The sequence below is a fragment of the Shewanella aestuarii genome, from assembly GCF_011765625.1.
Taxonomy (GTDB): Bacteria; Pseudomonadota; Gammaproteobacteria; order Enterobacterales; family Shewanellaceae; genus Shewanella; species Shewanella aestuarii_A.
On the sequence record NZ_CP050313.1, the window covers coordinates 456,462 to 483,429 of the forward strand.

28 protein-coding genes are annotated in these 26,968 nt (G+C 41.5%); 9 read left to right on the forward strand and 19 right to left on the reverse strand.

Annotated features, from left to right (window positions below):
• The first annotated feature begins 254 nt into the window (after nt 1–254).
• Together rhlB and HBH39_RS02150 are read left to right on the forward strand one after the other, a co-directional pair.
• On the forward strand, nt 255–1,562 hold the full coding sequence (rhlB, locus tag HBH39_RS02145) for an ATP-dependent RNA helicase RhlB (RefSeq protein ID WP_167675184.1): 1,308 nt from the start codon (nt 255–257) through the stop codon (nt 1,560–1,562).
• Nucleotides 1,563–2,489 carry an exopolyphosphatase gene (locus tag HBH39_RS02150; RefSeq protein WP_167675186.1) on the forward strand — a complete coding sequence of 309 codons (927 nt, stop codon included), beginning with the start codon at nt 1,563–1,565 and terminating at the stop codon, nt 2,487–2,489.
• Between the two features lie 74 nt (nt 2,490–2,563).
• On the opposite strand, the gene HBH39_RS02155 is transcribed toward HBH39_RS02150, so the two are convergent.
• From HBH39_RS02155 to rraA, 13 genes are all read right to left on the reverse strand, one after another.
• Nucleotides 2,564–3,115 (reverse strand): thioredoxin family protein, encoded by a 552-nt coding sequence (locus HBH39_RS02155; RefSeq protein WP_167675188.1) that lies wholly within the window; start codon nt 3,113–3,115, stop codon nt 2,564–2,566.
• A gap of 341 nt (nt 3,116–3,456) precedes the next feature.
• Nucleotides 3,457–4,467 (reverse strand): porphobilinogen synthase, encoded by a 1,011-nt coding sequence (gene hemB / locus HBH39_RS02160; protein ID WP_167675190.1) that lies wholly within the window; start codon nt 4,465–4,467, stop codon nt 3,457–3,459.
• A complete protein-coding gene (locus HBH39_RS02165; protein WP_244325721.1) occupies nt 4,464–6,410 on the reverse strand; it encodes a sensor domain-containing diguanylate cyclase in 1,947 nt (648 codons plus the stop codon). Before HBH39_RS02165 ends, hemB begins: the two co-directional genes overlap by 4 nt.
• 6 nt (nt 6,411–6,416) lie before the next feature.
• Nucleotides 6,417–7,217: a TatD family hydrolase gene (locus tag HBH39_RS02170; RefSeq protein ID WP_167675192.1), complete on the reverse strand. Its 801-nt coding sequence runs from the start codon at nt 7,215–7,217 to the stop codon at nt 6,417–6,419.
• Nucleotides 7,218–7,238: 21 nt separating this feature from the next.
• Nucleotides 7,239–7,820 carry a hypothetical protein gene (locus HBH39_RS02175; protein WP_167675194.1) on the reverse strand — a complete coding sequence of 194 codons (582 nt, stop codon included), beginning with the start codon at nt 7,818–7,820 and terminating at the stop codon, nt 7,239–7,241.
• A gap of 46 nt (nt 7,821–7,866) precedes the next feature.
• A complete protein-coding gene (gene tatC, locus HBH39_RS02180; RefSeq protein ID WP_167675196.1) occupies nt 7,867–8,616 on the reverse strand; it encodes a twin-arginine translocase subunit TatC in 750 nt (249 codons plus the stop codon).
• A 3-nt stretch (nt 8,617–8,619) separates the two neighbouring features.
• Nucleotides 8,620–9,030 (reverse strand): Sec-independent protein translocase protein TatB, encoded by a 411-nt coding sequence (gene tatB, locus HBH39_RS02185; RefSeq protein WP_167675198.1) that lies wholly within the window; start codon nt 9,028–9,030, stop codon nt 8,620–8,622.
• Nucleotides 9,031–9,036: 6 nt separating this feature from the next.
• The gene (gene tatA / locus HBH39_RS02190; RefSeq protein WP_167675200.1) at nt 9,037–9,267 is read right to left on the reverse strand and encodes a Sec-independent protein translocase subunit TatA; all 231 of its coding nucleotides are present in this window, start codon (nt 9,265–9,267) and stop codon (nt 9,037–9,039) included.
• Between the two features lie 109 nt (nt 9,268–9,376).
• The gene (ubiB, locus tag HBH39_RS02195) at nt 9,377–11,026 is read right to left on the reverse strand and encodes a ubiquinone biosynthesis regulatory protein kinase UbiB (RefSeq protein WP_167675202.1); all 1,650 of its coding nucleotides are present in this window, start codon (nt 11,024–11,026) and stop codon (nt 9,377–9,379) included.
• Nucleotides 11,023–11,643: a ubiquinone biosynthesis accessory factor UbiJ gene (locus tag HBH39_RS02200; protein ID WP_167675204.1), complete on the reverse strand. Its 621-nt coding sequence runs from the start codon at nt 11,641–11,643 to the stop codon at nt 11,023–11,025. Before HBH39_RS02200 ends, ubiB begins: the two co-directional genes overlap by 4 nt.
• Nucleotides 11,643–12,398: a bifunctional demethylmenaquinone methyltransferase/2-methoxy-6-polyprenyl-1,4-benzoquinol methylase UbiE gene (gene ubiE, locus HBH39_RS02205; RefSeq protein WP_167675206.1), complete on the reverse strand. Its 756-nt coding sequence runs from the start codon at nt 12,396–12,398 to the stop codon at nt 11,643–11,645. Before ubiE ends, HBH39_RS02200 begins: the two co-directional genes overlap by 1 nt.
• A gap of 280 nt (nt 12,399–12,678) precedes the next feature.
• Nucleotides 12,679–13,713, reverse strand: coding sequence for a formimidoylglutamase (locus tag HBH39_RS02210; RefSeq protein ID WP_167679927.1), 1,035 nt, complete (start codon nt 13,711–13,713; stop codon nt 12,679–12,681).
• A 93-nt stretch (nt 13,714–13,806) separates the two neighbouring features.
• Nucleotides 13,807–14,292, reverse strand: coding sequence for a ribonuclease E activity regulator RraA (gene rraA / locus HBH39_RS02215; protein ID WP_167675209.1), 486 nt, complete (start codon nt 14,290–14,292; stop codon nt 13,807–13,809).
• Nucleotides 14,293–14,668: 376 nt separating this feature from the next.
• Here rraA and HBH39_RS02220 point away from each other — a divergent pair, with 376 nt between their 5' ends.
• The 3 genes from HBH39_RS02220 to HBH39_RS02230 all read left to right on the forward strand — a co-directional run bounded on the left by HBH39_RS02220 (nt 14,669) and on the right by HBH39_RS02230 (nt 16,662).
• Nucleotides 14,669–14,923, forward strand: coding sequence for a YgjV family protein (locus tag HBH39_RS02220; protein WP_167675211.1), 255 nt, complete (start codon nt 14,669–14,671; stop codon nt 14,921–14,923).
• Between the two features lie 143 nt (nt 14,924–15,066).
• The gene (locus HBH39_RS02225) at nt 15,067–15,576 is read left to right on the forward strand and encodes a phosphatase PAP2 family protein (protein WP_167675213.1); all 510 of its coding nucleotides are present in this window, start codon (nt 15,067–15,069) and stop codon (nt 15,574–15,576) included.
• Between the two features lie 36 nt (nt 15,577–15,612).
• Nucleotides 15,613–16,662, forward strand: coding sequence for an MJ1255/VC2487 family glycosyltransferase (locus HBH39_RS02230; protein WP_167675215.1), 1,050 nt, complete (start codon nt 15,613–15,615; stop codon nt 16,660–16,662).
• Nucleotides 16,663–16,756: 94 nt separating this feature from the next.
• Here HBH39_RS02230 and rsd read toward each other — a convergent pair whose 3' ends face one another.
• Nucleotides 16,757–17,224: a sigma D regulator gene (rsd, locus tag HBH39_RS02235; RefSeq protein WP_167675217.1), complete on the reverse strand. Its 468-nt coding sequence runs from the start codon at nt 17,222–17,224 to the stop codon at nt 16,757–16,759.
• Between the two features lie 473 nt (nt 17,225–17,697).
• Here rsd and hemE point away from each other — a divergent pair, with 473 nt between their 5' ends.
• On the forward strand, nt 17,698–18,762 hold the full coding sequence (hemE, locus tag HBH39_RS02240) for a uroporphyrinogen decarboxylase (protein ID WP_167675219.1): 1,065 nt from the start codon (nt 17,698–17,700) through the stop codon (nt 18,760–18,762).
• Nucleotides 18,763–19,031: 269 nt separating this feature from the next.
• Here the strand turns inward: hemE and HBH39_RS02245 are convergent, their stop codons facing one another.
• The 4 genes from HBH39_RS02245 to HBH39_RS02260 form a co-directional block, all read right to left on the reverse strand.
• Nucleotides 19,032–20,522 (reverse strand): sensor histidine kinase, encoded by a 1,491-nt coding sequence (locus tag HBH39_RS02245; protein ID WP_167675221.1) that lies wholly within the window; start codon nt 20,520–20,522, stop codon nt 19,032–19,034.
• Nucleotides 20,522–21,253, reverse strand: a complete 732-nt coding sequence (locus HBH39_RS02250; RefSeq protein ID WP_167675223.1) for a response regulator transcription factor — start codon at nt 21,251–21,253, stop codon at nt 20,522–20,524. Before HBH39_RS02250 ends, HBH39_RS02245 begins: the two co-directional genes overlap by 1 nt.
• Before the next feature lie 90 nt (nt 21,254–21,343).
• Nucleotides 21,344–22,069 (reverse strand): spondin domain-containing protein, encoded by a 726-nt coding sequence (locus HBH39_RS02255; protein WP_167675225.1) that lies wholly within the window; start codon nt 22,067–22,069, stop codon nt 21,344–21,346.
• An 11-nt stretch (nt 22,070–22,080) separates the two neighbouring features.
• A complete protein-coding gene (locus tag HBH39_RS02260) occupies nt 22,081–22,782 on the reverse strand; it encodes a spondin domain-containing protein (RefSeq protein WP_167675227.1) in 702 nt (233 codons plus the stop codon).
• A gap of 163 nt (nt 22,783–22,945) precedes the next feature.
• Between HBH39_RS02260 and HBH39_RS02265 the strand changes: the two genes are divergently transcribed.
• From HBH39_RS02265 to HBH39_RS02275, 3 genes are read left to right on the forward strand one after another with little or no spacing between them, the layout of a single operon-like run.
• Nucleotides 22,946–23,497, forward strand: a complete 552-nt coding sequence (locus HBH39_RS02265; RefSeq protein WP_167675229.1) for a GNAT family N-acetyltransferase — start codon at nt 22,946–22,948, stop codon at nt 23,495–23,497.
• Nucleotides 23,498–23,505: 8 nt separating this feature from the next.
• The gene (locus HBH39_RS02270; RefSeq protein ID WP_167675231.1) at nt 23,506–23,733 is read left to right on the forward strand and encodes a hypothetical protein; all 228 of its coding nucleotides are present in this window, start codon (nt 23,506–23,508) and stop codon (nt 23,731–23,733) included.
• A gap of 4 nt (nt 23,734–23,737) precedes the next feature.
• Nucleotides 23,738–25,087, forward strand: coding sequence for an NAD(P)/FAD-dependent oxidoreductase (locus tag HBH39_RS02275; protein WP_167675233.1), 1,350 nt, complete (start codon nt 23,738–23,740; stop codon nt 25,085–25,087).
• Here HBH39_RS02275 and nhaC read toward each other — a convergent pair.
• Nucleotides 25,084–26,565: a Na+/H+ antiporter NhaC gene (gene nhaC / locus HBH39_RS02280; protein ID WP_167675235.1), complete on the reverse strand. Its 1,482-nt coding sequence runs from the start codon at nt 26,563–26,565 to the stop codon at nt 25,084–25,086. The genes HBH39_RS02275 and nhaC overlap by 4 nt on opposite strands.
• Nucleotides 26,566–26,968: the final 403 nt, after the last annotated feature.

A 26,968-nucleotide genomic window follows, 5' to 3' on the forward strand; every position in this document is an offset into this window, starting at 1 on the left:
AGTGACCGTGTAAATATCCGCACACACTATTCTTTGACATTATGTGCAGGGCATCATCAGCTTTTATTAATGATGATGTGCATTTTTGGGCTTCTCAATGCTTAGTGTTTTTAGGTAACATACTGATTATCCTATAAAGAACGCTAAGCAGTGAGATGCTCTGAACGTTGCATAATGAATATGAACGGATAAACAATGCAGCTATTTCAAACGATCGTATCTTTTTTTGCAACCCCAACAGGTATGCTGGTGCTATGAGCCAAACACATTTATCAACACAAAAATTTGCTGATTTCCCGCTGCAACCCGCAGTATTATCAGCTTTAAACGAGAATAGCTTTGAATTTTGTACTCCAATCCAAGCGTTATCTCTTCCTATTTTATTACAAGCAAAAGATATAGCTGGCCAGGCGCAAACTGGTACAGGTAAAACAATGGCATTTTTAGTGGCCACGTTTAATCATTTATTATCCGTTGCAGAGCCAGAAGGTCGAAAATCAACCGATCCGCGAGCCATTATTATGGCGCCCACCCGTGAACTCGCGATTCAAATAGCCAAAGATGCTAATTTATTGGTTAAGCATACTGGTTTAAAAGTGGGTATTGTTTACGGTGGCGAAAGCTATGAAACTCAACGTGAAGTACTCGACAAAGGTGTCGATATACTCATTGGTACCACAGGGCGAATTATTGATTACGTGCGCCAAGGCGTGATCAGTTTGAATCATATTCAAGCCGTGGTACTTGATGAAGCCGATCGGATGTTCGATTTGGGCTTTATCAAAGACATTCGCTTTTTATTCCGTCGTATGCCAGATGCTAAGTCTCGCCTAAATATGTTGTTTTCAGCCACGCTGTCAATGAAAGTGCAAGAGTTAGCTTACGATCATATGAATGATCCTGAAAAAGTTGAAATAGCGCCGCTAGAAAAAACCTCGAAAAATATTAAAGAGGAAATTTTCTATCCGTCTACTGAAGACAAAATGCGTTTATTACTGACTTTGATTGAAGAAGATTGGCCAGAAAAAGCCATTGTTTTCTCAAACACCAAGCATAGTTGTGAAAACTTATGGGCACACCTTGAAGGTGATGGTCATCGTGTCGGATTATTAACCGGTGATGTTCCGCAAAAGAAGCGTATTCGTATTCTTGAGCAGTTTACCAATGGTGATTTAGATATTTTGGTTGCAACTGACGTTGCTGCGCGTGGCTTACATATTTCCGATGTTAGCCATGTCTATAACTATGATTTACCCGATGACTGTGAAGATTATGTTCACCGTATTGGTCGTACGGGGCGTGCCGGTCAAAAAGGTATTTCAATCAGTTTTGCTTGTGAGCAATATGCATTAAATCTGCCTGCAATTGAGACATACATTACTCACACCATTCCGGTGACTAATTATGACCGCGAAGCTTTGTTAGATGACCTACCGCCACCTGTGCGCATTCATCGCAAGCATCCAACAACTCGTACCCGTGATGGTGCAAATAAAGGCGCTCATCGTAGCGGTGGTCCTAGACCTCCTCGTCATAGAGCGAACACACGAAGACATTCATAAATGCCTCAACTTGCTTCCTCTAAACCTTATGCTGCTATCACGTTAGGCTCTAATAGCTTTAACATGATGGTGGCATCCACCATAGCCGGCAAACCTCATGTTATTGCTAAATACAAACGTAAGGTCCGACTTGCAGAAGGGATCGGCGCTGACGGCCTATTGAATGAAGAAGTGATGCAACGTGGGTTAGCATGCTTGAGCATGTTTGCTCAGATGCTAAAACAACATCAGATTACTGCTGACAATGTGGCAGTCATTGCGACTGCAGCATTGCGAACCATCAGCAACGTTGATGAGTTTCATCAACGCTCCCTGCCGATATTAGGCCATCCAATTGAAGTCATTTCTGGTTTGCGCGAAGCCGAATTAATTTACCAGGGCATGGTGGCTACCACCGCAGGCCAAGGTAAGCGTTTGGTGATTGATATTGGTGGTGCCAGTACCGAGTTTATTATTGGCGAAGGTAAAAAAGTGCTGTTTAAAACCAGTTTGCCTTTTGGTGGAGTGCTTTTTAATCAGCAATTTTTTAATCGAGCACCGTATCAAATGCTTGATTTTGAACAAGCAAAGCAAGCGGTTGAGTTGATTTTGACTGAGAGCATCAGTGAATTAATCGCGCATGGCTGGGATTGTGTAGTCGGTGCATCAGGCGTAGTGCAGTCTGTGGTCTCTGTTTTGCAGCATCGTAAGCAATCTGAAGTGATTACTTTGGCTGTATTGCAATCACTTAAAGCTGAAGTGTTGTCACAAGCCGATCAAAGCTTATCAGGCATCAAGGGGTTAAGTGCTGAAAAGGCACCTACTTTTGCTTCAGGCGTTGCTATTTTGCTGGCTTTGTTTGAGTTGTTATCGATTAATAGCTTAAATCTAGCAGGCGGTGCGTTGCGTGAAGGGGTATTGCATATGCTGGCTAATAGGCAAGCCTAGTGAGTTGTTTTAAGGTAATAACTAAAAAAATAGGTCGTAATTAACGACCTATTTTTTATCTGTATTGGGTAAAATTATTTTAAAATGTTAACCAAGTCAGCTTCTAAACTCACAGTTGGACGTTCAACAATGCGACCAATCTCTTCGCCTTTTTGCTGAATGATAAAGGTTGGAATACGAGTGAACTCATATTTAGCCGCTAAACCTTCTGGGTCAACTTTACTGCGATCAACACCAATATAGGTCACCTTGATATTAGGGTTGGCTACTTCTTCAATTAAGCGCATAAAACGAGGAGTTTCACGGTGACAATCTGGGCACCAAGTACCGATAATGACAACAATGTCAGTTGGCTCGGTGACATTTTTTAATGCCGCAATTTGCGCCGCATCTGTTGCATAGTGTTGATATTCTTCACTGTAACCTGGTAAATCTTTGGCAAGAGTTTCAGTTGTTACGATACCTGTAATAATCACTTCTTTTTTCTCCTCGCTGCAAGTCGCCATAAAACCTTGTGGCGCTTCATCAAAGCTACAACCGCTGTCAGCGATAGCGTTAGAAACGACCAGTTGGCTACTAAAGAATATTGCCGTAGTGGCTAATAATGTTTTTACGCTATTGTGCATGATAAGACCTCAAAGAAATAGAAAAAGATAGCTTTGAGGCTATTCAATCATGGCATAGTCAATCTGTTAAGTCAGTGAATGTGTTGATGTTATCCTGATCACGTATTTGTTTTTATTTATTAGCAAACTGTGAACTAGTACTTAATACCAGTGTAGATTTTTAGAATGTAGAATAACGACTTATCGAAAATCTGCCTTATTATCACGCATTTTGCCTACGCAATCCCTGTCCACTTATTTATTGTGATTGGCAAGTGGTTATTATTGAAGCAATAAAAAAGGAAGCGTTATGCTTCCTTGTCATAAAAAATACTGCCTAAATCTGAACTGCGTAATTCAGGTTACTTATCTTCTTTTAACCATTGCGCTGCACGCTTAGCAAAGTAAGTTAATATGCCGTCAGCTCCGGCACGCTTAAAGCACAGTAATGATTCCATCACGATGGCTTTTTCAGCTAACCAACCATTTTGAATGGCAGCCATGTGCATGGCATATTCGCCACTAACTTGATAAGCAAAAGTGGGTACAGCTAACTCAGTTTTGACGCGGTGAACGATATCGAGATAGGGCATGCCTGGCTTTACCATGACCATATCAGCACCTTCTTGAATGTCTAATGCCACTTCGTGTAACGCTTCATCACTGTTGGCTGGGTCCATTTGATAGCTGTGCTTATTGCCACCTTTAAGGTTGCCCGCAGAGCCGACTGCATCACGGAAAGGACCATAGTAGTTGGAAGAGTATTTAGCCGAATAAGCCATAATTTGAGTGTTAACATGCCCAGCGGCTTCTAATGCTTCACGGATTGCGCCAATTCGACCATCCATCATGTCAGATGGCGCAACAATGTCAGCACCAGCTTCAGCGTGTGATAAGGCTTGCTTAACAAGAATATCAGTTGTGATGTCGTTGAGGATATAACCTGTATCATCAATAATGCCGTCTTGACCATGAGTGGTGAATGGATCAAGCGCTACGTCAGTCATTACGCCGAGTTGTGGAAACGCTTGTTTCAGCTCACGCACAGCACGTTGTACTAAACCGTTTGGATTGTAGGCTTCTTCTGCCATTAATGATTTTTTATCCGCTGGTGTTACAGGGAATAAGGCGATTAATGGAATGCCTAAATCAACTAATTCAGCCGCTTCTTTTAATAATAAATCAATAGAGTAGCGCTCAATGCCTGGCATGGATGCGACTTTTTCTGTGCGTTGCTCGCCTTCAAGAATAAACATCGGATAAATCAAATCATTAACGCTGAGTTGATTTTCAGACATCAAACGACGGCTAAATTCATGTTTACGCATGCGGCGCATTCTGCGCTGTGGAAAAGCACTAGTAATTATATTCATGTAATCTTATTCTCATCTGTTTCTTGCTGGTACATACACACTTGATTTCGACCGCTTCGTTTTGCAAGGTAAAGGGCTTTGTCAGCATGCTCTAATAATGCTGTTGGGTGTTTATCTGATTCAATAACTGCCACACTTACACCAATACTGACTGTAAGAGGAATATCATTGTTGTCCCAATGGATTGTAAATGAGTCTACTGCATTGCGAATGACTTCAGCTACTTGCAATGCGCCAGTTTCATCAGTATTAGGTAAGATGATAGCAAACTCTTCACCACCAAAACGTGACACCAGATCGGTTGGGCGCTTTAAATTTTCAGATAACGCGTGCGCGATGGTTTTAATAGCATAATCACCGGCTAAGTGACCATGTTTATCGTTAATATTTTTGAATCTGTCTATATCAATCATCAGCAAAGCCATAGGGGTTTGTTGACGACGACTGATCCGGCCTTCGGCTATCAAACGACGATCAAACATGGCACGGTTTTTTACTCCTGTTAAGCTATCTGTGGTGGTTTGCTCAGTGAGTTTTTGATTCACTTCATTTAGCTCACGTAGAGTGATTTCTAGCTCTAATGTACGCTCTTGCACCATTTGTTCTAGGCGTTCATTCGCTTCAGCTTCTGCCCTTAAAGATTCTTCACGACTTTCTCTAAGCCGTTCAGCTTGTTCTAATGCTTGCTGTTGAATTTTCATCTTTGACTTGCGTTCATCGTGATAACGGATCGCAAGCACTGCCGCCATGGTAATAACCTCAACGGTTAAACCGAGCATGACAGGGGTTTGAATATCCATGTTTAAATTGATCATGCCAATGTAGAGCATGCCAGTAAGGATACAGCTGAGTAAGAGGGTTATTCTGCCTAAGCCATACAATCTGGCATAAGGTTTACCTGCCCACATTTGACTAATTGAAAATACCGCCAGCATGACACAAACAATTGTAATAACCCCAAAAAGGATATACACAGCGAGGTTGTAATTAATAAAAGGCAAAATAAAACTTAAGCTAAAGCATAGTGCCGCAAGTATTCTACAGATCCTAAGCATAGATAGGTTGTTATATTTGAGCAGTAATACCTTTTCGGTAAACATGAGGGAAAAGCCCATAATAAATGGGATTAAAATGGGCGATATCACTTGCTGTAACATGGGCATATTTGGCCACAAATAGCGAAAGGCAACACCATGTATTGTTGAAATTAACAGCGCTAACCCAAGCACATATCCCGTGTAGTAAGAGTAACTGTAAGAATGAGTCGCTAAAGCAATAAATAAACTAAATAAACCAATGGCGACTAATAAACCAATTTGTAATCCATAACCCAAGTTTTTGGTTTCAATCATTTGGGTTAAATCATTTGGCGACCACAAGGTCAGTGGCAATTGTCGGCTGCCGTGGGTATCGACTTTGATATAAAACTGATGCATTTCATTCGGTTTTAAATCAAAAGAATACAAAAAGGTGTTGCTCTCTAATGGTCGATAATAAAAGGGTAACGTATCTCCCCATTTGGTGGTTTTAATTAATTGGCCATTAATGTGATGGTAGATCACGGCGCTATCAAGTAATGGGTTATCCAGAGCGATAATTTTGGTTTGGTAGTCTGTCGGCGAAAAGATACTCAAGCTTAACCATAGATCGCTAGCACCCACTAACTGTAAATCGCGCTTTGAAAGTTTTCGCCATGACTGGTTGGGCTGAAGTTTTACTTGTTCAAGTTGTTTAATATTGCGCTGGGATTGAATATAGAGCCAATCGAACAAATCAATTTTTGAAATTGAACTTTTGGTTAAACGAAGTGGAGTTTGCTGCTCGTTGACTTGTGGCGTAGACGCATTTGCTGTGAGTGCCTCTGAGTTAGCTTGTGCTGAGTTGACTAACGTCAACATGGCGATCAGCAAGCCGACCAATAAGCAAAAATAACTTTTCTTCATTGGGCCTTATCCATGGCTTGATAGGTTAAAAAAGTCGACACTGTTTTGATAACAGTGGCCCGCTAACTCGGCGTATTCTTGTTGGCGAAGTTTGGCCATGGTTTGCACAATATAGGGTAGGTATTCCGGTAAATTTTTACTGGATTTAGGTTTAGGGCGCATACTGCGTGGCAGTAAATAGGGGGCGTCGGTTTCAGCCATCAGCCGATTATTGGGAATGTATTTAACCAGCTCGGCTAAAGACTGCCCACGACGTTCGTCACAAATCCAACCTGTAATCCCAATATATAAATCAGCGGCTAAACATGCGTCTAACTCAGCTTTATTCCCGGTAAAGCAGTGTAAAACCGCTTTGGGTAAATCTTGGCGGTAGCGATTTACAATGTCGATAAAATCATCGTGCGCATCACGGCAATGCATATATACAGGCATGTTTAGCTCACAGGCAATGTCGAGTTGCTGGGCAAATGCATGACGCTGTTGGTCTCGGGGAGAAAAATCGCGATTATAATCAAGACCGCATTCGCCAATGGCAACAACCGTTGGGTGTTTGGCTAACTGTTTCAGTGTCTCTGCACTATGTTCATTCCAGTGACGAGCATAATGAGGGTGAACGCCTGTGGTGCAAAAAAGCTGTTGAGGATATTGCTGGCACACATTAATGGCTTGCGCGCTTTCTTCAAGTTCGCTGCCAATAACAATTAAAGGCGAAACATCTTGTTTCGCCGCTTGTTGGATGATGTCGTGGCAGTTGTCTATTAAGTTGGCACTTAATAGATTAACAGCAATATCAATATGCTGGATCATGTCAGGTGTTTTGATAACGAGCTATTTTACACGCTTAACACGTGTTGTAGAGTTGCGATCGTCGCTACCTAATAAAAATGAGCTCAACGCCCCTTTTTTAATAAAGATAGTTTGGCCTTTTTTTACTTTATAACGCTCATTACCGGTTTGTTTCCAAACATGACCATTGGTCAAAGTAACAATTAACGCGCCGTAAGGGTCTTTATCGACTTCTGCCACTTGGTAATAAAGCTGCTCAATCACTTCTTCATCGACTCTTTTTTGCAGCCCAAAGGATTCAGCTTGGCTAGAGTTTTGTGATTGAATGTTTTTTGTTTGAGTTGCTGAGGAAATTGGAGACGTAGCAGGAGTAGTATTTTTTGTTACAGCAGGCACAGAGGTTGCAGTTATTGGCGCTGATACCATCACAGGAGTGGTAACGGCTTCGGCTTTAATGGCACTAGTTGTCGATTTAAGGTTGGCCGCTAAATCGTCATAACACATTAGGCGGTCAAGCTTATCGGCTTTAACCGCACATAATGATAATTGTTGTTCTAATCCATTGTTGGCTTGTACAGCCGTAGAAGCCAAAATAAGGCTAGCCGTTATCCAAGTTAAGCGCATGATTTATTCCTTGTTATTGTTAACTAATCACTTTGCAGGTTAGCGATTAGCTATCTGCGTGCTCATTCTCTGGCACGTCTTCTTCTTTTGGGGTGTACAGTTTAGCAGCTAATAAACCACCTTCAAACAATAGCAGCATAGGTATTGCTAGCATGGTTTGTGAAATAATATCAGGAGGAGTTAATAGCATGCCAATCACAAAGGCACCAACCACAATATATGGGCGTTTTTGTTTTAGCTCGTCAGGGCTTGTGACTCCGGCCCAGCATAATAAGACAACAGCCACAGGAATTTCAAACGCTAAACCAAACGCAAAAAATAGTTTTAAGATGAAACTTAAGTAGCTACTGATGTCGGTAGCGACCTGAACGCCCTCGGGAGCGACGCTGGTAAAAAAGCCAAATACAACAGGGAATACAACATAATACGCAAAGGCAATACCCAAATAAAATAGTAAAGTACTGCTAACGAGTAAAGGTACAACTAGGCGTTTTTCGTGTTTATATAAACCCGGTGCCACAAATGACCAAATTTGAAATAACACATAAGGTATCGCAACAAAAAACGACAGCACTAAGGTTAATTTAAAAGGGGCGAAGAATGGCGCAGCAACGTCAGTCGCAATCATACTGCCGGTTTCAGGAAGCGATTGCATTAACGGTAGGGCAACATAGTGATAAATATCATTTGCCCAATACACTGTGGCAATAAAAACTAATAAAACACTGCCAATCGCTTTGAGTAACTTGTTACGTAATTCAAGCAAATGACTAATAAGCGGTTGCTGCTGCGACATGAATTATCCGTTGGATTTAGTGGAACTTGAGTTGTTGGTGTCTGCGGTTTGTGACGCCTTATCTGCGATTGCTGATTCTGCATCAGAAGCGGTTTCAGACGATGGTTTAACATCTTCAACTTGATAAGGCCGATTAACTGATTGCGCAGCTTGTTTTAATTCGTCTATTGACTGTTGAAGTTCCGGAGACAAATTAGATAAGCCTTTGCTTTCAGCTTTTTTTAAATCAGCGTGTAGCTGTTCAATCTTAAGCTCTTGCTCAAGTTCATCTTTGACAGAGTTAGCCATACGCTTAATCGCGCGGATCCAACCTGTAATTGAACGTACTGCGACTGGTAATCTTTCGGGGCCAAGAACCACTAGCCCCAAGATACCTATCAGCAGCAGCTCCATAAAGCCGATACCGTCAAACATAATAAATTACGCCTGTTCTTTGTCCTTAGACTCAGGCTTCTTTTCAGCGGCCTGTTCAGAGGTTTTTGCAGTAGTATCTTCGATTGATTTTTTCTCATCTTCAGATGCCATGGCATTTTTAAAGCCTTTTACTGCGCCGCCTAAATCGCCACCTAAAGAACGTAACTTTTTAGTGCCGAATAATAAAACAACGATAAGAGCTATGATTAAAAGCTGCCAAATACTGATGCCGCCCATGAGATTTCCTCTTTAAAAATATAAATGGTGTTTTGTTTCACAAAACTTAAAAAACCATCATAACGTCGAATTCTTTAAGTATTATGAACCTCTAATAAATTAGTGCTAGCTAAAATTTGCGATTTTTTGGCCTAGATCGCCATCCTGTTATCCATAAAATACAGCCAAGACCAATACAAATGTAGGCGGGCCACAGTGTAACGCTTTGGGTGAATAATATTGTGCCACAGATCAACAATACGGCAGAAGTGATCAGCAAATAATTACTTTTGTGAGATTTTTGTTGGTATCTTAGATATTTATCCAACATTTGTTGCTGACTGCCGAGCAATTTTCGGCCTAATTTTAAGTTATCGTAAATCAGCTCAGGAAATTCAGGAAGCATATCAGCCCAGTATGGCGCATTGGTTTTTACTTTTTTAAACATAGCCTTAGGGCCAACCTGTTCATCCATCCAATTTTCTAAAAAAGGCTTGGCTGTTTGCCATAAATCTAATTGGGGATATAACTGTCGTCCTAAACCTTCAATATACAGTAAGGTTTTTTCAAGCAGCACCAGTTGTGGCTGCACGACAATATCAAAGTGACGTGCGGTTCTAAATAGTTCAAGTAATACATGGCCGAAAGAGATTTCGTCTAATGGCTTGTTAAACATAGGCTCGCAGACTGCTTTTACGGCTTGCTCAAAGGCCAGTACATCTGTGTGTTCTGATACCCAACCTGATTCAATATAAAGTTGTGCAATACGATGATAGTCACGATTGAAAAAGGCTAAAAAGTTTTCGGCAAGGTAACGTTTATCTACCTCAGTTAAGGTGCCCATAATGCCGCAATCAAGGCCGATGTAGTATGGGTTTTCTGGATGGTCGGTACTAATGAAGATGTTGCCAGGGTGCATATCGGCGTGAAAAAAGTTGTCACGAAATACTTGGGTAAAAAATAGCTCTACGCCACGCTCTGCCAGTAATTTGAAGTTGGTGCCTTGGGCGCGTAATGCAGCGGTGTCTGACACGGGAATACCGTATATTCGCTCCATTACCATTAAGCGTTTATAGCAATGTTCTTCATATACATAGGGAATATAAAGTGCATCGGAATCCAAAAAGTTATTACGTAGTTTGATTGCGTTTAAAGCTTCTAGCTTTAAATTTAGCTCACCTAAAATTGTGGTGCGATAATCTTCTATGACTTCAGCTGGGCGTAAGCGATTACCGTCGCCTAATAACATTTCCAATAAGTTAGCGGCTTGGGTCATCAACTGTAAGTCGGCTTCTATTTTGGCTTCAACATTAGGACGTAATACTTTAAGCACGACTTCTTTGCCGTTAGATTTTAACGTGGCGGTGTGTACTTGCGAGATAGATGCGCTGGCCAGTGGTGTTTCGTCGAAGTTATCGAACAGGTCTTCAATTGGCTGTTCTAAGGCTTCTTCAATGGCGATGCGAGCTAAGGCGGAATCAAAAGGAGGCACTCTATCTTGCAACATGGCCAGTTGATATGCCCATTCATCATCAAGTAAATCTCGACGAGTGGAGAGCATCTGGCCAAGTTTAATGTATACAGGCCCTAATTCTTGCATGGCGAGTTTTAGACGCTCAGCAGGATTCTTATCTTTATGGCGATTGCGCAGCCAGAAAAAACAGCCACGAAGTAATTTGAAGTACCACGGCGTTTTGTGTTTTGGGAGTAAATCATCTAAGCCGAATTGAAGCACGGTTTTAATGACATGGTAACCACGCCTGATACTAGCAATTGTCATGACGTTATTTTGTCTCTTATTTGGGAAACACGCATTTCGATTTGCTCGGTTTGCGTGACAAGTTGTTGCAGGTTATCACGAAAATGCACATATTCGATTTTATGTGGGGCAAGTCGGTATTCTTCTGTGGTGAGTTGACCTAGGTGTGAACGGGTCTTAACAAAAACATTGCGTAACGCTTGGTTAATTTGTTTACCTGTGCTCAGCAGTTTATGGGTTGGCGCATCACCAATATATCGTGATAACGGCTCAGCAAAATCAAATTCGATGTGCTGCATAAAGTGACTGAAGGTTTGTAATAGCTGGGTATCACCTTCAATACTGAGTTTATCTTGTTTAATAAGCTCGGTGAGATTTGCGCCTTCTCGTAACTGATATAAGGTTGAGACATCGGCGCTAACAGTAAGATCACTTTTAGCGTCGTATTGGCTCATCACTTGAATTTGCTTAGCAAATATCAAGTAAATAGGCCAACTCAGTTGGCTTAATTGAATGCAAATCACTTTGCCATGTAAACTTTTAAGGCGGTTGTAATCTTGTTTGGCGCTAGGTGGCAGTTGGTTAAAACCGATTTCAATGGCTGCACAAGCTAGCAAAGCAAAGTGATTTACTGACATTAAAACTTGAACCCTCGGTGAAGAGCAACTATACCGTCGGTCATGTTGGTGTAGTCAACTTGTTCAAAGCCGGCATCAATCATCATTTGTTTTAATGTTTCTTGATCTGGGTGCATACGAATAGACTCAGCAAGATATTCATAGCTGTCTGCATCTTGGGTTATCAGCGCACCCATTTTAGGTAATACTTTAAAGCTGTATAAATCATAAACTTTACGCATGACTTCATGCTGTGGTTTTGAAAACTCAAGCACTAATAATTTTCCACCAGGCTTTAAGACACGCTGCATTGAACGAAGTGCGGCGTCTTTGTCGGTAACATTTCGCAACCCAAACGCAATGGTAATGATGTCAAAATGATTGTCTGGAAAAGGCAGAGCTTCAGCATTGGCTTGTACATAACTGACATTGTTTACTATGCCTTTGTCGCGCAATTTGGTACGACCAACTTTTAACATAGACTCATTAATGTCAGCTAAAATCACTTGGCCGCGTTCACCAACTAAGTTTGAAAACTTAGCGGTTAAATCGCCAGTTCCGCCAGCTAAATCAAGCACTTTCATACCAGGGCGAGCCGCTGCAACTTCAATGGTATGACGTTTCCAAAAACGATGAATACCGAATGACATTACGTCATTCATAATATCGTATTTGGCAGCAACAGAATGGAATACATCCGCAACAAGGTCAGCTTTCTTTTCAGCTTCAACAGTTTTGTAGCCAAAATGGGTGTTTTTTTGTTCGCCCTCAGACATGGGTATATTCCTATAATTGCGATTATGAATTGCTAGTGTAAACCAACGCCGTAGCTTGCTATATCAACTCAGTCAAAGAGTGTGATAACAATCAAGCCAATGTTTAATGAATACGCGCTAAAGATGAATTTGATCACTTCAATCATGCGCAGATAATGTGGTTACGGCGTGCAAAAATTTGCTTCGCATTAGAGCATAACTTACCAATAAAAATCTAGGCCTATAACCACTTTAGCTTGTGACAAAGTATCAAACATTAGCCGAGCTTGGTGCTAGATTTTTAATTTAATCGACCTTGGATATAGCTGTATATCAGTTCGCTGATCCCTTGCCCCACATCTCGATAGCCGGCATCTATACCTGCTTCATGGCACTGTGGTGCGGCTTCTGCTAAGTGTAAATAGGCGCAATCACATTGCTTTGCTAGCTGATACACATAATGGCAGGCATCAAGTAAGGGGACGCCAGCGAATGAGCTAGCGCTGCTTGGCATTTTAGTGATGGCATCAACGTCTAATTCAAGCCCAACGGGTAAATTAGTGTGATTTAAGTTTTGGCAAATTTGACTTATAGCTTCATCTAGGGTGATTTCTCGACGAACCCAAATTTGTTGAAAACTATGCCAGCTAGCACCAAACAAGCTGAGTTGTTCTAATGTTGCCTCACTATTTTTAAGCTCATGTAAACCAAGAATATGATAATAACTGAGGGCACCATTAGCCGCAGCATAACTAAAACCATTGCCACTATGACGACCTTCTCTTGGTCGGAAATCACTATGCGGATCAAGGTTTACCGCAGCAAGCGGGCTATTAAAAGCTTGTTTGGCCGCAGTGAGTAAGCCATAAGCATTATTATGCCCACCACCAATCACAATGGGCTCTAAGCCGACTTTAAAAATCGCTTGGCAAATCGTGATAACGTGATGGTCTAACTCTGCTGTGGCTCGTCTTAATGTTTCAAGATCGGCTTGTTCATCGAGTTGATTTTCTAAAGTTATCTGGCCGACCACCAGGCACTCTTGGCCTTGCAAGTAACGATTGGATTGTAAATTGGCGAATTGGCGTAAACTCGCACTAAAAGCTTGATTGGCACCAGCGCGGCCTAAGTTAGCTCTTGGGCCAATATCCTCTTGAATTCCCAGTAGCGCAAATTTTGCACCATGCTGCTTGGCATTTAACAATGCGGCTTCGAGGTTTTTTTCACCTGATTCAAATGACAAGCACTGCATGTGTTGCGCTAGTTTTGTTTCACCTTGGCGATAATTCACTATGGCCTTGAGATCATTGATATGAAATGGAATTAACATGGTGATCCTCTTTGCAAGAAAAACAGAATTAGCGAAATTTTGGCATAAAAAAGCCAGCAATGCTGGCTTTAAATACTGATATCGTTTTAGTGTAACAGCCTAGTCAATGTCGAGTGGTTCTGGCGATAAAATTACCCCAGTATTGTCCGCATAGATATGATCGCCAGGTAAGAAGGTGACACCGCCAAAGTTAACTGGAATTTCAACTTCACCTACGCCATTACCATCCGCACCGACTGGAATAGAAGCCAGAGCTTGAATACCAATATCTAACTCTTCTAATGTGTCAACATCGCGCACTGAACCATAAACTATGATGCCTTCCCAGTTATTTGCTACGGCAACCTCGGCAATACTTGCGTCAATTAAGGCGCGTCTAAGTGAACCGCCGCCATCAACCAGTAATACTTTACCTTGTCCATCTTCTTGTAAAGCATCAACAATTAGCCCGTTATCTTCGAAGCATTTTACTGTACTGATTGAGCCGCCAAATGAACTGCAGCCACCATAATTACTGAACATAGGTTCGACTACATCGACCACATCTATATACATATCGCACAATTCTGAGGTGTTGTATTCCATAGTTAACTCCTGTGGGCTGCAAATTAATTGCTGATAAACGTAAAGTTAAATGAATTATATGGGGTTTTTATTAAATTAACAGCGTTATTCGTCACGACATTGTTGCAAATCAAATGGACTCAATTATACTGTTTGTAGGACGTAGTGTTTTGTATTTAGAACGATGTGTGGTTTTAACAATTATTTACTAGTTAATTTAACAGGTTAGCTACTAATTAAGACCTTTATCATCAGCATGTGCCGACTCAATGCGCTCACCGTTATCACTTGTTCAATCGTTTGTGGTTTTTAACGTTTAATTTAGTTAACTATTTGCTTTAGGGGCATGGAACCCTCGCGCACATCAAGGATGGTAGATAGCCTAGAAGAGGTTCTTATGGAAAGTATTAATATGGTTGAGATTTTAGGTTATGTCGCTTCTGTTATGGTAGCGATTTCGTTGATGATGAAAGACATAATTTGGTTGCGTTGTCTTAATTTTGTAGGCTGTGCTTTGTTTGTTGCTTATGGTTATTCAATTGATGCTTGGCCTGTTGCGGGGATGAATGCATTTGTAGCTGGTATTAATGTTTTCCATTTGATTAAAATTTATCGCAATAAACAACTTCAAGCTGAGCCAACTACTGCTTAATAAACCTTTTTCTTGAAGCAATCGCCCTGTGTGATTAAGGGCGATTGTTTGTCATAAATATTTCTAATATTTGTCACTGTTAAGTCATTGCCTCCGATTAACCTGCATGCATGGTTAAGTAAAACCTATATCTAGGGGGAGCAATGGAACATGTTGCCAAAGTTGATCGCTACTTTTTCTATTTAATAATCGATATCACTCGTAAGCATAAACTGTCTCACTGTGCCTTACAGGTTTCTGCCACAGGTGATGGGCCTTTATATGTTTACCTATCCGTTGCCATATTGATTGGCCACTCTCAAGGGCAGGCATTTTTTAACTTGTTACTGCTCAGTTTCATGGTTGAATTACCGCTTTATTTGCTGTTGAAAAACACTATCCGACGCCAGCGTCCTTGTTATGTCTTTGCTGGATTTACCAATGGTTTTTATCCTAGCGATAAATTTAGTTTACCTTCTGGGCATACTGCTGCGGCATTCGTGTTTGCCAGTGTTTGTTATCAATTTATGCCGTGTTTATCTCTCGTTGCTTATAGCTGGGCTGTTGCTGTTGGATTATCGCGTGTCGCTTTAGGGGTACATTATCCACTTGATATTATTGCTGGTATTGGACTGGGAATGGGCTCGGTGAGATTAGCTGAACAAGTGATTTAATCTTTACATGATATAACTCAATGTTGGGTAGATGGCATGAAAATACTTTACGGTGTGCAAGGGACGGGTAATGGGCATATTACCCGAGCAAGGTTAATGGCTAAAGCACTCAAAAAACAGGATATCGAGGTCGATTTTTTGTTTAGTGGTAGGCCAGTTGAGCAGTATTTTGATATGCACGATTTTGGTGATTATCAATGCTATAAAGGTTTGTCTTTCGTGACAGAAAGTGGTCGGGTAAACATGCTAAAAACGGCCAAGCGGAATTTATCTGCTGCAATTTTTACTGAGGTAAACACACTAGATTTGGGCGGTTATGATTTAGTGTTAAATGATTTTGAGCCAATAAGCGCATGGGCTGCGAAACAGCAAAAGATCACCTCAATTTCTATCAGTCATCAAGCTGCGTTGAAGTATCCTGTGCCAAAACAAGGAAGTAGCTGGTTTGATGAATTATTATTGCATCATTTTGCGCCGGTGGATTTATCATTAGGTTGCCATTGGCATCATTTTGGTTGCCCCATTTTACCGCCATTTGTTGAAGTGCCCGATCATGTGCAGCAACTTAGCCATCAAATATTGGTTTATTTACCTTTTGAAAATGCCGATAACATTGCTGAGTTTTTAAAGCCATTTAGCCAATTTCAGTTTTATGTTTATCACAGTGTGAAGCCTATTTTACCATTGCCTGATAATATTCACTGGCATGGTTTTAGTCGCCAAGGATTTAAGCAACATTTGGCGCAATGCGGTGGTGTGATTGGCAATGCCGGATTTGAACTCGCCAGTGAAGCGATGGCATTAGGTAAAAAGTTATTGGTAAAACCTTTATTAGGGCAATTTGAGCAATCTGCAAATGTGGCGGCATTGGATTTATTGGCGGCTGCGGACAGCATGCAAACCCTTGACCGCAGCAAGTTGTTTCGATGGTTAAAAGCGCCATCGCCTAAACCGATAAGTTACCCCAAAGTGGGCGATGCGCTGGCTATCTGGCTTAAATCGGGGCAGTGGCATCAATCACAATCCTTATGCGATGAGCTATGGGCTCAAGTGGAGTTGCCTGAAAACTGGCATAAAAGGCAATAAAAGATGGGTGAGAGTCTTAATAAAAAGCCACTGCTGAGTAATGGCAGTGGCTTTATAGGTAAGGTTATTTTTTATTGTGATAAATGGCGGTTATTTATGAGTAACGGCTGTGAAGGATTTCTATCAGCTCATCCTCAAATTCAAAGCGTGTTTCCATTGCTTGAGCCAATTGCGCTAAGTCTTTATCAAGGTGATATAGGATTTCATCATTTTCAGACTCTGTGTATTTATCGTTAAAGTCTAAAGCGATATCTGTGCTTTCACTGATTTTAGGTAATAATGTTTGGGCCGTTGCTTTGCTTTCTTGGCCATGTTTTGCACATGCACTGACTACTTTATCGTAAACCTCAAAATGACCTTCTGACACATAATCAACAAGTTGAGCGCAGAAATCCTTTACATCTTCAATAGACGGTAGTGTTTTGTCAGTGTTTCTATTTGGCGCAAGACCGGCCAATTTGAAGTACTTAACGAGCAATTTGCGACGATGCGTTAACCACTGGTCAATTAGCTTATTGGCGCCACCCCAACGTTTTTCCGCTTTTTCGAGTTTTGTTAGCATATTGATTCTCTAAGTAGCAACCTTTTGATAACTTCTACTGTATTTGACAATAGCTAACCTGATCAACTGTTTTATTTTTTTTCTGACAATGGACAAACCAGAGGAGATAAAGATAGGAGAATGAGAAAGATAAATGCGCGTCAATAAAAAACCCAATGATAGAAATCTATCATTGGGTCAAAATAGTTTTTGAGGGCTCGATGTGTCGTGCTTCTTGATTGTTCTTGCTAGCGCATACTTTTTATATCAAACGCACAGGGTTGGTGCAACCATTTATCACGATAATTAGTTTATACAATAATCAGTTTGCCTTATTTTTTAAAATTTTTGTGATGAGAAGTTAGCTGAAAGTTAGTATTTCGCCCAAGAGAATTAGGATTAGTTCACATAAATATTGCTTAACTGGTTACATTAATAGCGTAAGTGCTAAACTACTCGCCAGTGGAAGTCATAAAAAGTAGGAATTAAGCCAAATGGCAGAACTAAAGAATGATCGTTATTTACGTGCTTTATTAAAACAACCTGTTGATAGAACTCCTGTATGGATGATGCGTCAAGCTGGACGTTATCTACCTGAATATAAAGCAACTCGTGCTGAAGCGGGTGACTTTATGTCTCTTTGTAAGAACCAAGATTTAGCCTGTGAAGTTACTTTGCAGCCATTACGTCGTTATGACTTAGATGCGGCTATCTTGTTCTCAGATATTCTTACTGTTCCTGATGCTATGGGCTTAGGCTTGTATTTTGAAACTGGTGAAGGTCCACGTTTTGAACGCCCAACAGATACCATCGACGCGATTAAAAAGCTTTGTGTTCCAGATCCTGAAGACGAACTCGGTTACGTGATGCGTGCCGTTAGCACCATTCGTCGCGAGCTAAAAGGCGAAGTACCTTTAATTGGTTTCTCTGGTTCACCTTGGACACTTGCTACTTACATGGTTGAAGGCGGTTCAAGCAAGACATTCGAAAAGATCAAAAAAATGGCTTATGAAGAGCCAGCAACATTACACATGCTATTAGATAAGCTAGCTGATTCAGTAACTTTGTACTTAAACGCGCAAGTGGCTAATGGTGCACAATCGTTAATGATTTTTGATTCATGGGGCGGTGCGTTATCTCACCACGCTTACCGTGAGTTTTCATTACGTTACATGCAAAAAATTGTTGATGGCTTAACACGTGAAGCCGACGGCCGCACTGTTCCTGTTACCTTATTCACTAAAGGTGGCGGGTTATGGTTAGAAGCCATGGCTGAAACCGGCTGTGACGCATTAGGTTTAGATTGGACTGTTGATATTGGTGATGCACGTCGCCGTGTTGGTCATAAAGTGGCGCTGCAAGGCAACATGGACCCATCTGTGCTTTACGCTTCTCCTGAGCGTATTCATCAAGAAGTGGATCAAATCTTATCTGCTTATGGTGAAGGTACTGGCCATGTCTTTAACTTGGGTCATGGTATTCATCAGCATGTTAATCCTGAGCATGCGGGTGCTTTCATTAACTCTGTGCATGAGTTATCGGCTAAATATCATAAGTAATCATTAAGCTATTGCATTGTGATAATGCCAAAAAAGACGAGCCACGCTCGTCTTAGATGAATGACAACAAGGCCACCTAATTATAGGTGGCTTTGTTGTATGTGTTGTTGGCACGACTTTTTGGCTAATGCCTTTAATCAATGACGGATCATGCTAACTTTTGAAAATAGCTGATGACCGCGTTAAATTTTTAGATTGTAGAATCACTGCCGTCAAAAAAATCTTCCTTATTATCGTTCATTTATCGTACGCTATGTCTGTCCACTTATTTACTTTGTTTGGTATAGCTCAATCATAAATTGACTGCCTTCTCCAGGTGTACTGTTAATATTAATGTGGCATTTCAATAGTGTAAGTAGTTGCCTAACAATAGCGAGGCCAACGCCTAGTTGAGGGAGTGAGCTATCATTGTTGTATTTTACATAGGCCGGTTTAGACTCAAATTGGCTTAGAGATAACTGGATTAACGCTTCTACTTCATGTTGATGCATTCCGGCGCCCGTGTCTTCAACCGTAAGCCAAAGTTGCTCATCTTTTAGCTGGGTATAAATCGAAATAGTGCCGCCACTTTGGGTGTAACGAAGGGCGTTATCAACCAAATTATTTAATACTCGGCGCATTAATTGTGGGTCGGTTAAAATAAGTTGGCTGTTGGGGTTCTCTAGCTTAAGGCTCACATTTAAGCTTTCTGCTCTGGGGGTGAAGGTTTGTTTCACTTGAGCTAATAATTCATTTAAGTCTACTTGTTTCACATGTGCTTCGATTTGACCATTTTCAAGCGCCGCTAATTCCAACAGTTGTGCCAGTAACTGTTGTAAAGTTTGCCCTGAATTTGCCGCGTATTGAATTAGCTCTGCATCACGTTTTTCGTTCGGTAAAATTAACCACGTATCTATGTAGCCCAATAGCGCAGTAAGTGGTGTTTTTAGATCGTGCGATAAGTGCAACAAGAAGTCATGTTTTGCTTGTTGTTGACGTTTTGCTTGCTGTTGTTGCTGCTGAATTTCATGCAATAACTGATTGATATGATGACTAAGCTGACTAATTTCGGCACTACCGCTATAACGTTGAGGTAATGCTAAGTTCGGCTGCATAGGTTGGTTTGTTAACCGGGTTAAGTCCTGTGCCATTTTTTGGACTGGGCGAGTGAAGTAGCGTAATAACATCACAAATAATATCAAGGCAAATACTACCCAAAATCCGATTGTCGCTCCCCAGATTTTGGGCTTGTTTTCCGCAGTAATCAGGGCTTGCCAGCTGTCATAGTCTTCACCACCAATAATCACGTATAAATAACCGCTGTGCAGCCCTTCGCTGTTAATTAGTTTGCTCACCGAAAATATCTTTTTTGTGTTTTTGGTGCGAGGATCTGTGCCTAAAATGGGTAAGCTTGCACCGTTTAAAAATTGCCTAATTGCGCTCAAATCAACCCAATGGTTTTTAATTTTTTCAGCTTTGGCATCATAGGCGATAATTTTACCGTCGGGGTTTAGGGTATAAATTTCAAAACTAGGACCTAACAACATAAAATCATGAAAGGCCTCTTTCAGCGCTGCATCAGAGGTGATTCCTTGTGACAATAATGGATTAATATGTGCCATATGCTGAGCTAATTCACTATGTAGTGATTGTTGGATCTGGTTGCGGCTAAATTCATGGTTTAGTTGTAACCATTGCCATAGGGCGAAAAAAAGTAACAATACAATAAGGCTAGTGGTAATAAAGAGTCGATTAAATAAGCTGCTGAATAAATTAGTCATTAGTGGGCATGTATCTGTGGTGGTGAGAATTTATAGCCAACACCCCACACGGTTTTAACTAAGTCATGCTCAGAACAACGTGAAAGTTTGTTGCGTAAACGATTAATGTGGCTATTTACTGTGTGTTCATATCCGTTGTAGCTATATCCCCATACAGCCTCTAATAATTGTAAGCGGCTAAAAACTTGTTGTGGGTGTTTGGCTAAAAATAACAGTAAATCAAATTCACGCGCAGTGAGCTCTAACGGATTATCAAAGGCTGTGACTTCACGGGTGGTAGCATTAATGCTCACGCCATTAAAGTTTAATTGTTGGTTGTTGTCATTCAGGCTTTGGCCGCGCCTTAATAAGGCTTTTACCCGTGCCCGAAACTCAAGTACGCTGAAGGGCTTGATCAAATAATCATCTGCACCGGCTTCTAACCCAAGAACGATATCGGCTTCTGTATCTTTGGCGGTTAATAACATGATGGGCACCTCTTTTTCTGCCTGCCTGAGTTGTTGGCATAACATAATGCCGTCTCCATCAGGCAACATGCGATCTAATAGAATTAAGTCGATTCTAGTGTGCTCAATGATCTGCATCGCATGTTTTAAGGTAGTGGCATGAAACACTTCATAATTTAGCGCTTTAAGATTTAGCATCAGTAATTTTGCTAAATCTTGCTCATCTTCAACCACTAAAATATGTTGTGGGCTAGCGTGTCCGTTATGTTTAGCCAAATGATTCATTAATATTCCCCAAGACAGATCCGTGCATCTAGTGCAGTAGACCTGTTATGAGGAAGATTAATTTCACATTGGTTAATTTTTTATCAAGACTTATTGGGTTCGGACAATTTTTACCGCCAAAACGGGGTTGTCAAATCGATGCGATGGCATTAATACAGAATCATCTAAGCCATCATATTGCGTGATAACACCCGGATGAATATGCACAAAATCAACATCATCTCGGTTAGCATTAAAACCTTCACCGCCATCAGCAGGGCCGGGTATCGTGCCTTTTTGTTCGCTGTTGTCTTCAGTGCCAGCATCGTATGCCATGTTATGCATCATCGATGGCATATCTACTTGCATGCCGGCAATACTGATACTGTTGAGTCCGGTGAAGGCATCGTTGGTATTAACCAGCATGGTTGCTAAGCTGATATTGGCAACGTCAGCTTCTGCTAATGTCAGAATGAGCGTTTCACTCATACCGGGCATTAACATGCCAACACCATTGACACTGCTGTTAACAACCTCAAGTGCTGCAATGTCGGCGGTATCTCCACCCTCGGCCATTTTCTCTATCGCGACACTTGCAGGTTCACCCGCTTGCCATAACATCGCATCGGCACTGTGGGATGCCAAAATAACCGGTGACATGGGTTGATTGGCGGTTAAGTTAGTCACAGTGACACTAAAGGTTTGCATCACCACGGGGGCAGGCTCGGGCGTGACTAGAACATCATTATCATCGTCACTTCCACATGCTGTCAGCAAGCTAGTGCTGACGACTATTGCCAGTAAACTTGGCTTAAGGTTTAAGTTTGTAGGCTTCATGGGTTACCTCCTTATTTGACCGTAACCACGACTTTCGCTACAGGGTTTAACCAACGGTGAATACGGCTGTCTAAATCGCTGGCACCGCCTGCAGTATCTGTGTCACCCAATACACCAGGGTGTGTATGAATGTACATGTTGTCGGCACTGTCCATCACTCCTGTACCGTTGGTGCCGCCATTACCACCAGGTGCAGCAGGGATACCGGCTGCTCCTGGCATGCCACCGCCATTAATGATTTCGTCATTGGCTTCAGTACCTGCGTCATAGGCGTTGATATAAACAGTATAGGTGCCCGCTTCAGTTGGAATAGTCCAGCTATCTAAACCAATAAAAGCATCATTAGTTGGTAGCACCATGGCAACGATAGAAAGGTGGGTGTTATCACCTGTGTTTAACATGACATCATTGACACTGACTCCCGGGGCAAGTAATCCCATGGCTGGATTTGTTGAGCTAACACCATTTGCAGCTATTACGGCAGTATTGAGATCGGCAATATCACCTCCTTCCGCCATTTTTTGTAATGCGGGTGAGGCCATTTCACCTAAGTGGAATAAATGACTATCGGTGGTGTGGGCAGCAATCAGCAATGGGGTAAAGTGGTTTCCGTGAGTAAGATTAGTGACACTGACTTCAATCTCTGCGGCTTGAGTTGATAAACTAAATAAACCTGCTGCCAATAGGCTAGCGTTAACTAATGTACGTTTCATAACCGAGCTCCTTTTGTTGAATTACAGCTAGTATTGCAAAGGGATCTCACTGGCTTATCGCCAAATTATCACGAAAGTTTAACATCGTTAGTTTCAGGCTATTTTATTATGCTAAATTAGCAGGAAGACTAACCCTTAATATCAAATAAAAAGAATAAATAATATGATAAAAGTGTTACATCAAGATGATTTTAAAGCGGTATTAGCATTGGGTGAGCAAGTGCATGGTCAGGGCTATATGGATATGGATGAACTGACTGCCATTTATCACAAAGGAATAAAAAATGGTATTAATGCCAATTTTGTTGCGATTGAAAATGATGAATTAGTGGGCTTTAGATTAACCTATGCTGCAGGCCAATGGCAGCAAGATCAATGGTGTACTGTTGAGCGCTGGGGAGTTGACTTTGAAGATGTGTGTTACTTTAAATCCAATACCATTGCTGAACATGGTCGCGGGAAAGGATTAGGCGGACGCCTTTTACAAGCTTCTAAAGAGGCGGTTATGGCACAAGGCGCTAAAGCTGGTGTCAGCCATTTATGGCAACAAAGCCCCAATAATGCAGCAGTTCGTTATTTTACCAAAGCTGGTGGAAAATTAATCAAACAGCACCCGAACCGTTGGCATCAACGGCATATGGGCGAAGATTATATCTGCGTGCTTTGTGGCGTTGATTGCCACTGTGTGGCGTGTGAAATGTTGTTAATATTTTAAAGGGTTAAATGATGACAACATCGATTCAAACATTGTCTGAAATGCACTGTCCAACATCAGCAGAGCTTAAATTACTCAAGTTTGAGTTAGATAAACTTGAGTTGGAAAACCTGAAACTGTCAAAAATTGTGCTTTATTTGAAATTTGTTCAAATGATTGTTTTTATACCACTTGGCATCGTGGTTTTGCTTTTAATCGCATGTAAATGGGAACAAGTTTTACAGTTATTAGGCTAACAAAATGCAACCTTATGATCCGCTGATAAATATCAATCCCCAACATCAACCTTCGGCAAATAGCTATTGGGCTAGCACCATGCCAGTGCCACAAGCCAATCCGGCGTTAAAAGGTTGCCAGCAAACGGATGTGGCCATTATTGGTGGTGGCTACACAGGTTTATTAACCGCTTATTATTTGGCGACTGAATTTAATATTGATTGCCATGTACTTGAAGCCAATCAAGTGGGCTTTGGTGCCAGCGCCCGTAATGCGGGGTTTGTGCTTAAAGGTTCTGGTCGTTTGGGCTATAGCGCCATGGCAAAGCGTTGGAATATCGATGTTGCTAAGGGGATTTACGCTGAGTTTACCGAGGCGGTTGCGCGAGTGGACGGTTTGATTAAGCAGCATCAAATTGATTGTGATGTGCAAGAAACAGGCTACTTAAAAGTGGCTCATAACCCTAAAGCGTTAGCACAACTACAAAATGCTGCTGCGTTTATTCAACAACACTTTGGTGATGGTGCCGAGTTTATTGACCGTGAGACGTTTTGTGAGCAATACATGAATCATCATCAGGCTTATGGTGCATTAAGGTTAACTGATGGCTTTGGGATTAACCCATTAAAATTATTACTGGGTTATAAAGACATGGTGCAGCAAGCCAAGGTGTCGATATCAGAACAATCTTGCGTGCTTGAATGGCATCAACAGCAGGGCAAACATCGCTTAATTACTGACTCAGGTGAGTTGCTTGCTAATCAGGTGATTATGGCGGGTAATGCTTATACGCCGAAACGATTTAATGCGGCAACCGATAACAAGTACTTACCTATTTTAAGTAATGTGATTGTTACTGAGCCATTAACCCTTGATGAGCTGCAGCAAGCTGGCATTCATACGTCGCAAGTCACTATGGATACTCGCATTTTGAAATATTATTATCGGCTGTTGCCAGATAATCGTTTGCTATTTGGTGGTCGAGGCGCGGTGTGGGGCAAAGATGCGGCAAACCCTATTTATGGGCAACGACTCAAAATGGCCTTAGATAAATGCTTTCCGGCATTACAGCATAAAGCAATTGCCTATAACTGGACGGGCTGGATTGCGGCCTCGTTCGACGATATGCCACATGTGTACAGCCAATATGGTGTGGGTTATAGCTTAGGCTATTGCGGTGCGGGTGTTTCTTTTAGTAGTCAGGCCGCTTATCGACTTGCCCAAAGTATGGCAGGCGTATCTCGGCCTAATTTACCTCTATATCAGCAGCCTCTACCGGCACAACCACTATCGATACTGCCCTTTGGCCAGTTAAAGCGCATAGGGCAGTGGGGGTATTATCATTACGGTTGGCTGAAAGATAAATTTAGTTAACTGGCAACAAGGTGATCGTCTTTAACGGTTGCATTTAACGGTTCAATTTTTATATTGAAGTATGCATAAGTCGCGCTAACTAGTGGGCATACAAGGTTAAAAAATGCATAAGGTAAGTAGGCAAAAGTTGCCACGCCCAGCGTACTGGCCATAAACGCACCGCAGGTATTCCAAGGCACTAATGGGCTCGTGACGGTGGCAGAATCCTCTAAGGTGCGACTTAAATTAACTGCGGCTAGGTTTCTGTTGGTGTACTCCATTTTTAACATTCTGCCGGGCAAGACAATGGCAATATATTGATCACCTGTAATGATATTCGCCCCAATACACACGCCTAAAGTGGTGATGATTAAACTGCTAGTTGATGTTACTAAACTTAAAAGGCTTTCAAGCAAACGCCCAAGTAACCCTGTGACTTCCATTATGCCACCAAAAGCCATGGCACATAAAATTAACCACACGGTCGTGACCATGCTGCTCATGCCACCTCGGCTTAATAGGTTATCGAGTACCGCATCCCCCGTACTAGCCACGTAGCCATCAAACATGGCAATCCAAATCCCTTTTACCAGAGCGACTACATTAGGCAAACTTTCATCGTCAACATACGCTAACACGTTGTCAAACTGAAATAATGCTGCGCAAATTGCGCCTGCTAAGGTGCCAATTATAACGGTGGGAAACGCAGGCATTTTTTTGTGGGCTAAAAATAACACCACTAATAATGGCAACAATAGATGAGCGCCAGGTTGGTAGGTTTGTTCAAGCAATAGCAAGGTATGAGTTAATTGATTCGATACCGGTTCTACATTGCTATTAAAGCCGATTATCGTATAGGCAATAATGGCAATGATAATGCTAGGAAAGGTGGTCCATGTCATATGCTTGATATGGGCAAAAATATCGCTACCGGCTACAGCAGGAGCTAGGTTTGTGGTATCAGACATGGGTGACATTTTATCGCCAAAATAGGCGCCGCTAATAATAGCGCCAGCGGTAATGCTAGGGTTTAATTCCATTGCAGAGGCGATACCAATGAGCGCAATGCCAATGGTGCCAGCCACTGTCCATGAACTGCCAATGCTTAAGGCTACAATGGCGCACAACACACATGAGGCGGCATAAAAATACTGTGGATTTAATATCTGCATGCCGTAATAAATCATAGTGGGTACTGTGCCCGCTAAAATCCATGTACCAATTAACGAGCCAACACTAAATAAGATCAGCAATGCGCCTGTGGCAATGCCGATACTTTTCACTATGCCTCGTTCCATTTGATTCCAGCTAAAGCCATTTTTAAAACCAATAACCATTGCGATACAAGCTGCAAGTATTAAAGCGATTTGGTTTGCACCAGCAGAGCTGTCAGATGAAAACAGATAGACAGCCGAGGCTAGCATGATGATCAGCGAGAAAACGGGAATGAGTGCGTCAAGTAAGCTGGGTTTGAATGGAGTAGATGAGTGAGCAGACATTAAAATCCTTATTATTTTTTTAATTATTTTTTTAATTATTTTTTTAATTATTTTTAATCTGTCGATAGCACAAAATAATCATTAATTGATTTGTTAAATAAATGTATCAAAGAGGAGCTATCCTGACATAAAGCAGATAACCAAGTCGAGCGATTTACCCTAAAGGCTTGGAGTGGATAAATAAACAGCAGATGGGGTTGTGATTAAGATTGCGTTATTAATAACTTTCTATTCAATTATTAATGTATTTTTTGATTTTTTAAGCTGTTTTTGGGGTGGTAGTTTGAATAAAATTTTTGCCTTTTTAGCGTAATGCCTCTCATTAAATTGATTGTTTCATCGTTTGTTTTATTGCTTGTTGGGTTGTTACTGCCTGTTGGTTGTGACTATTTTTATCAAGGCA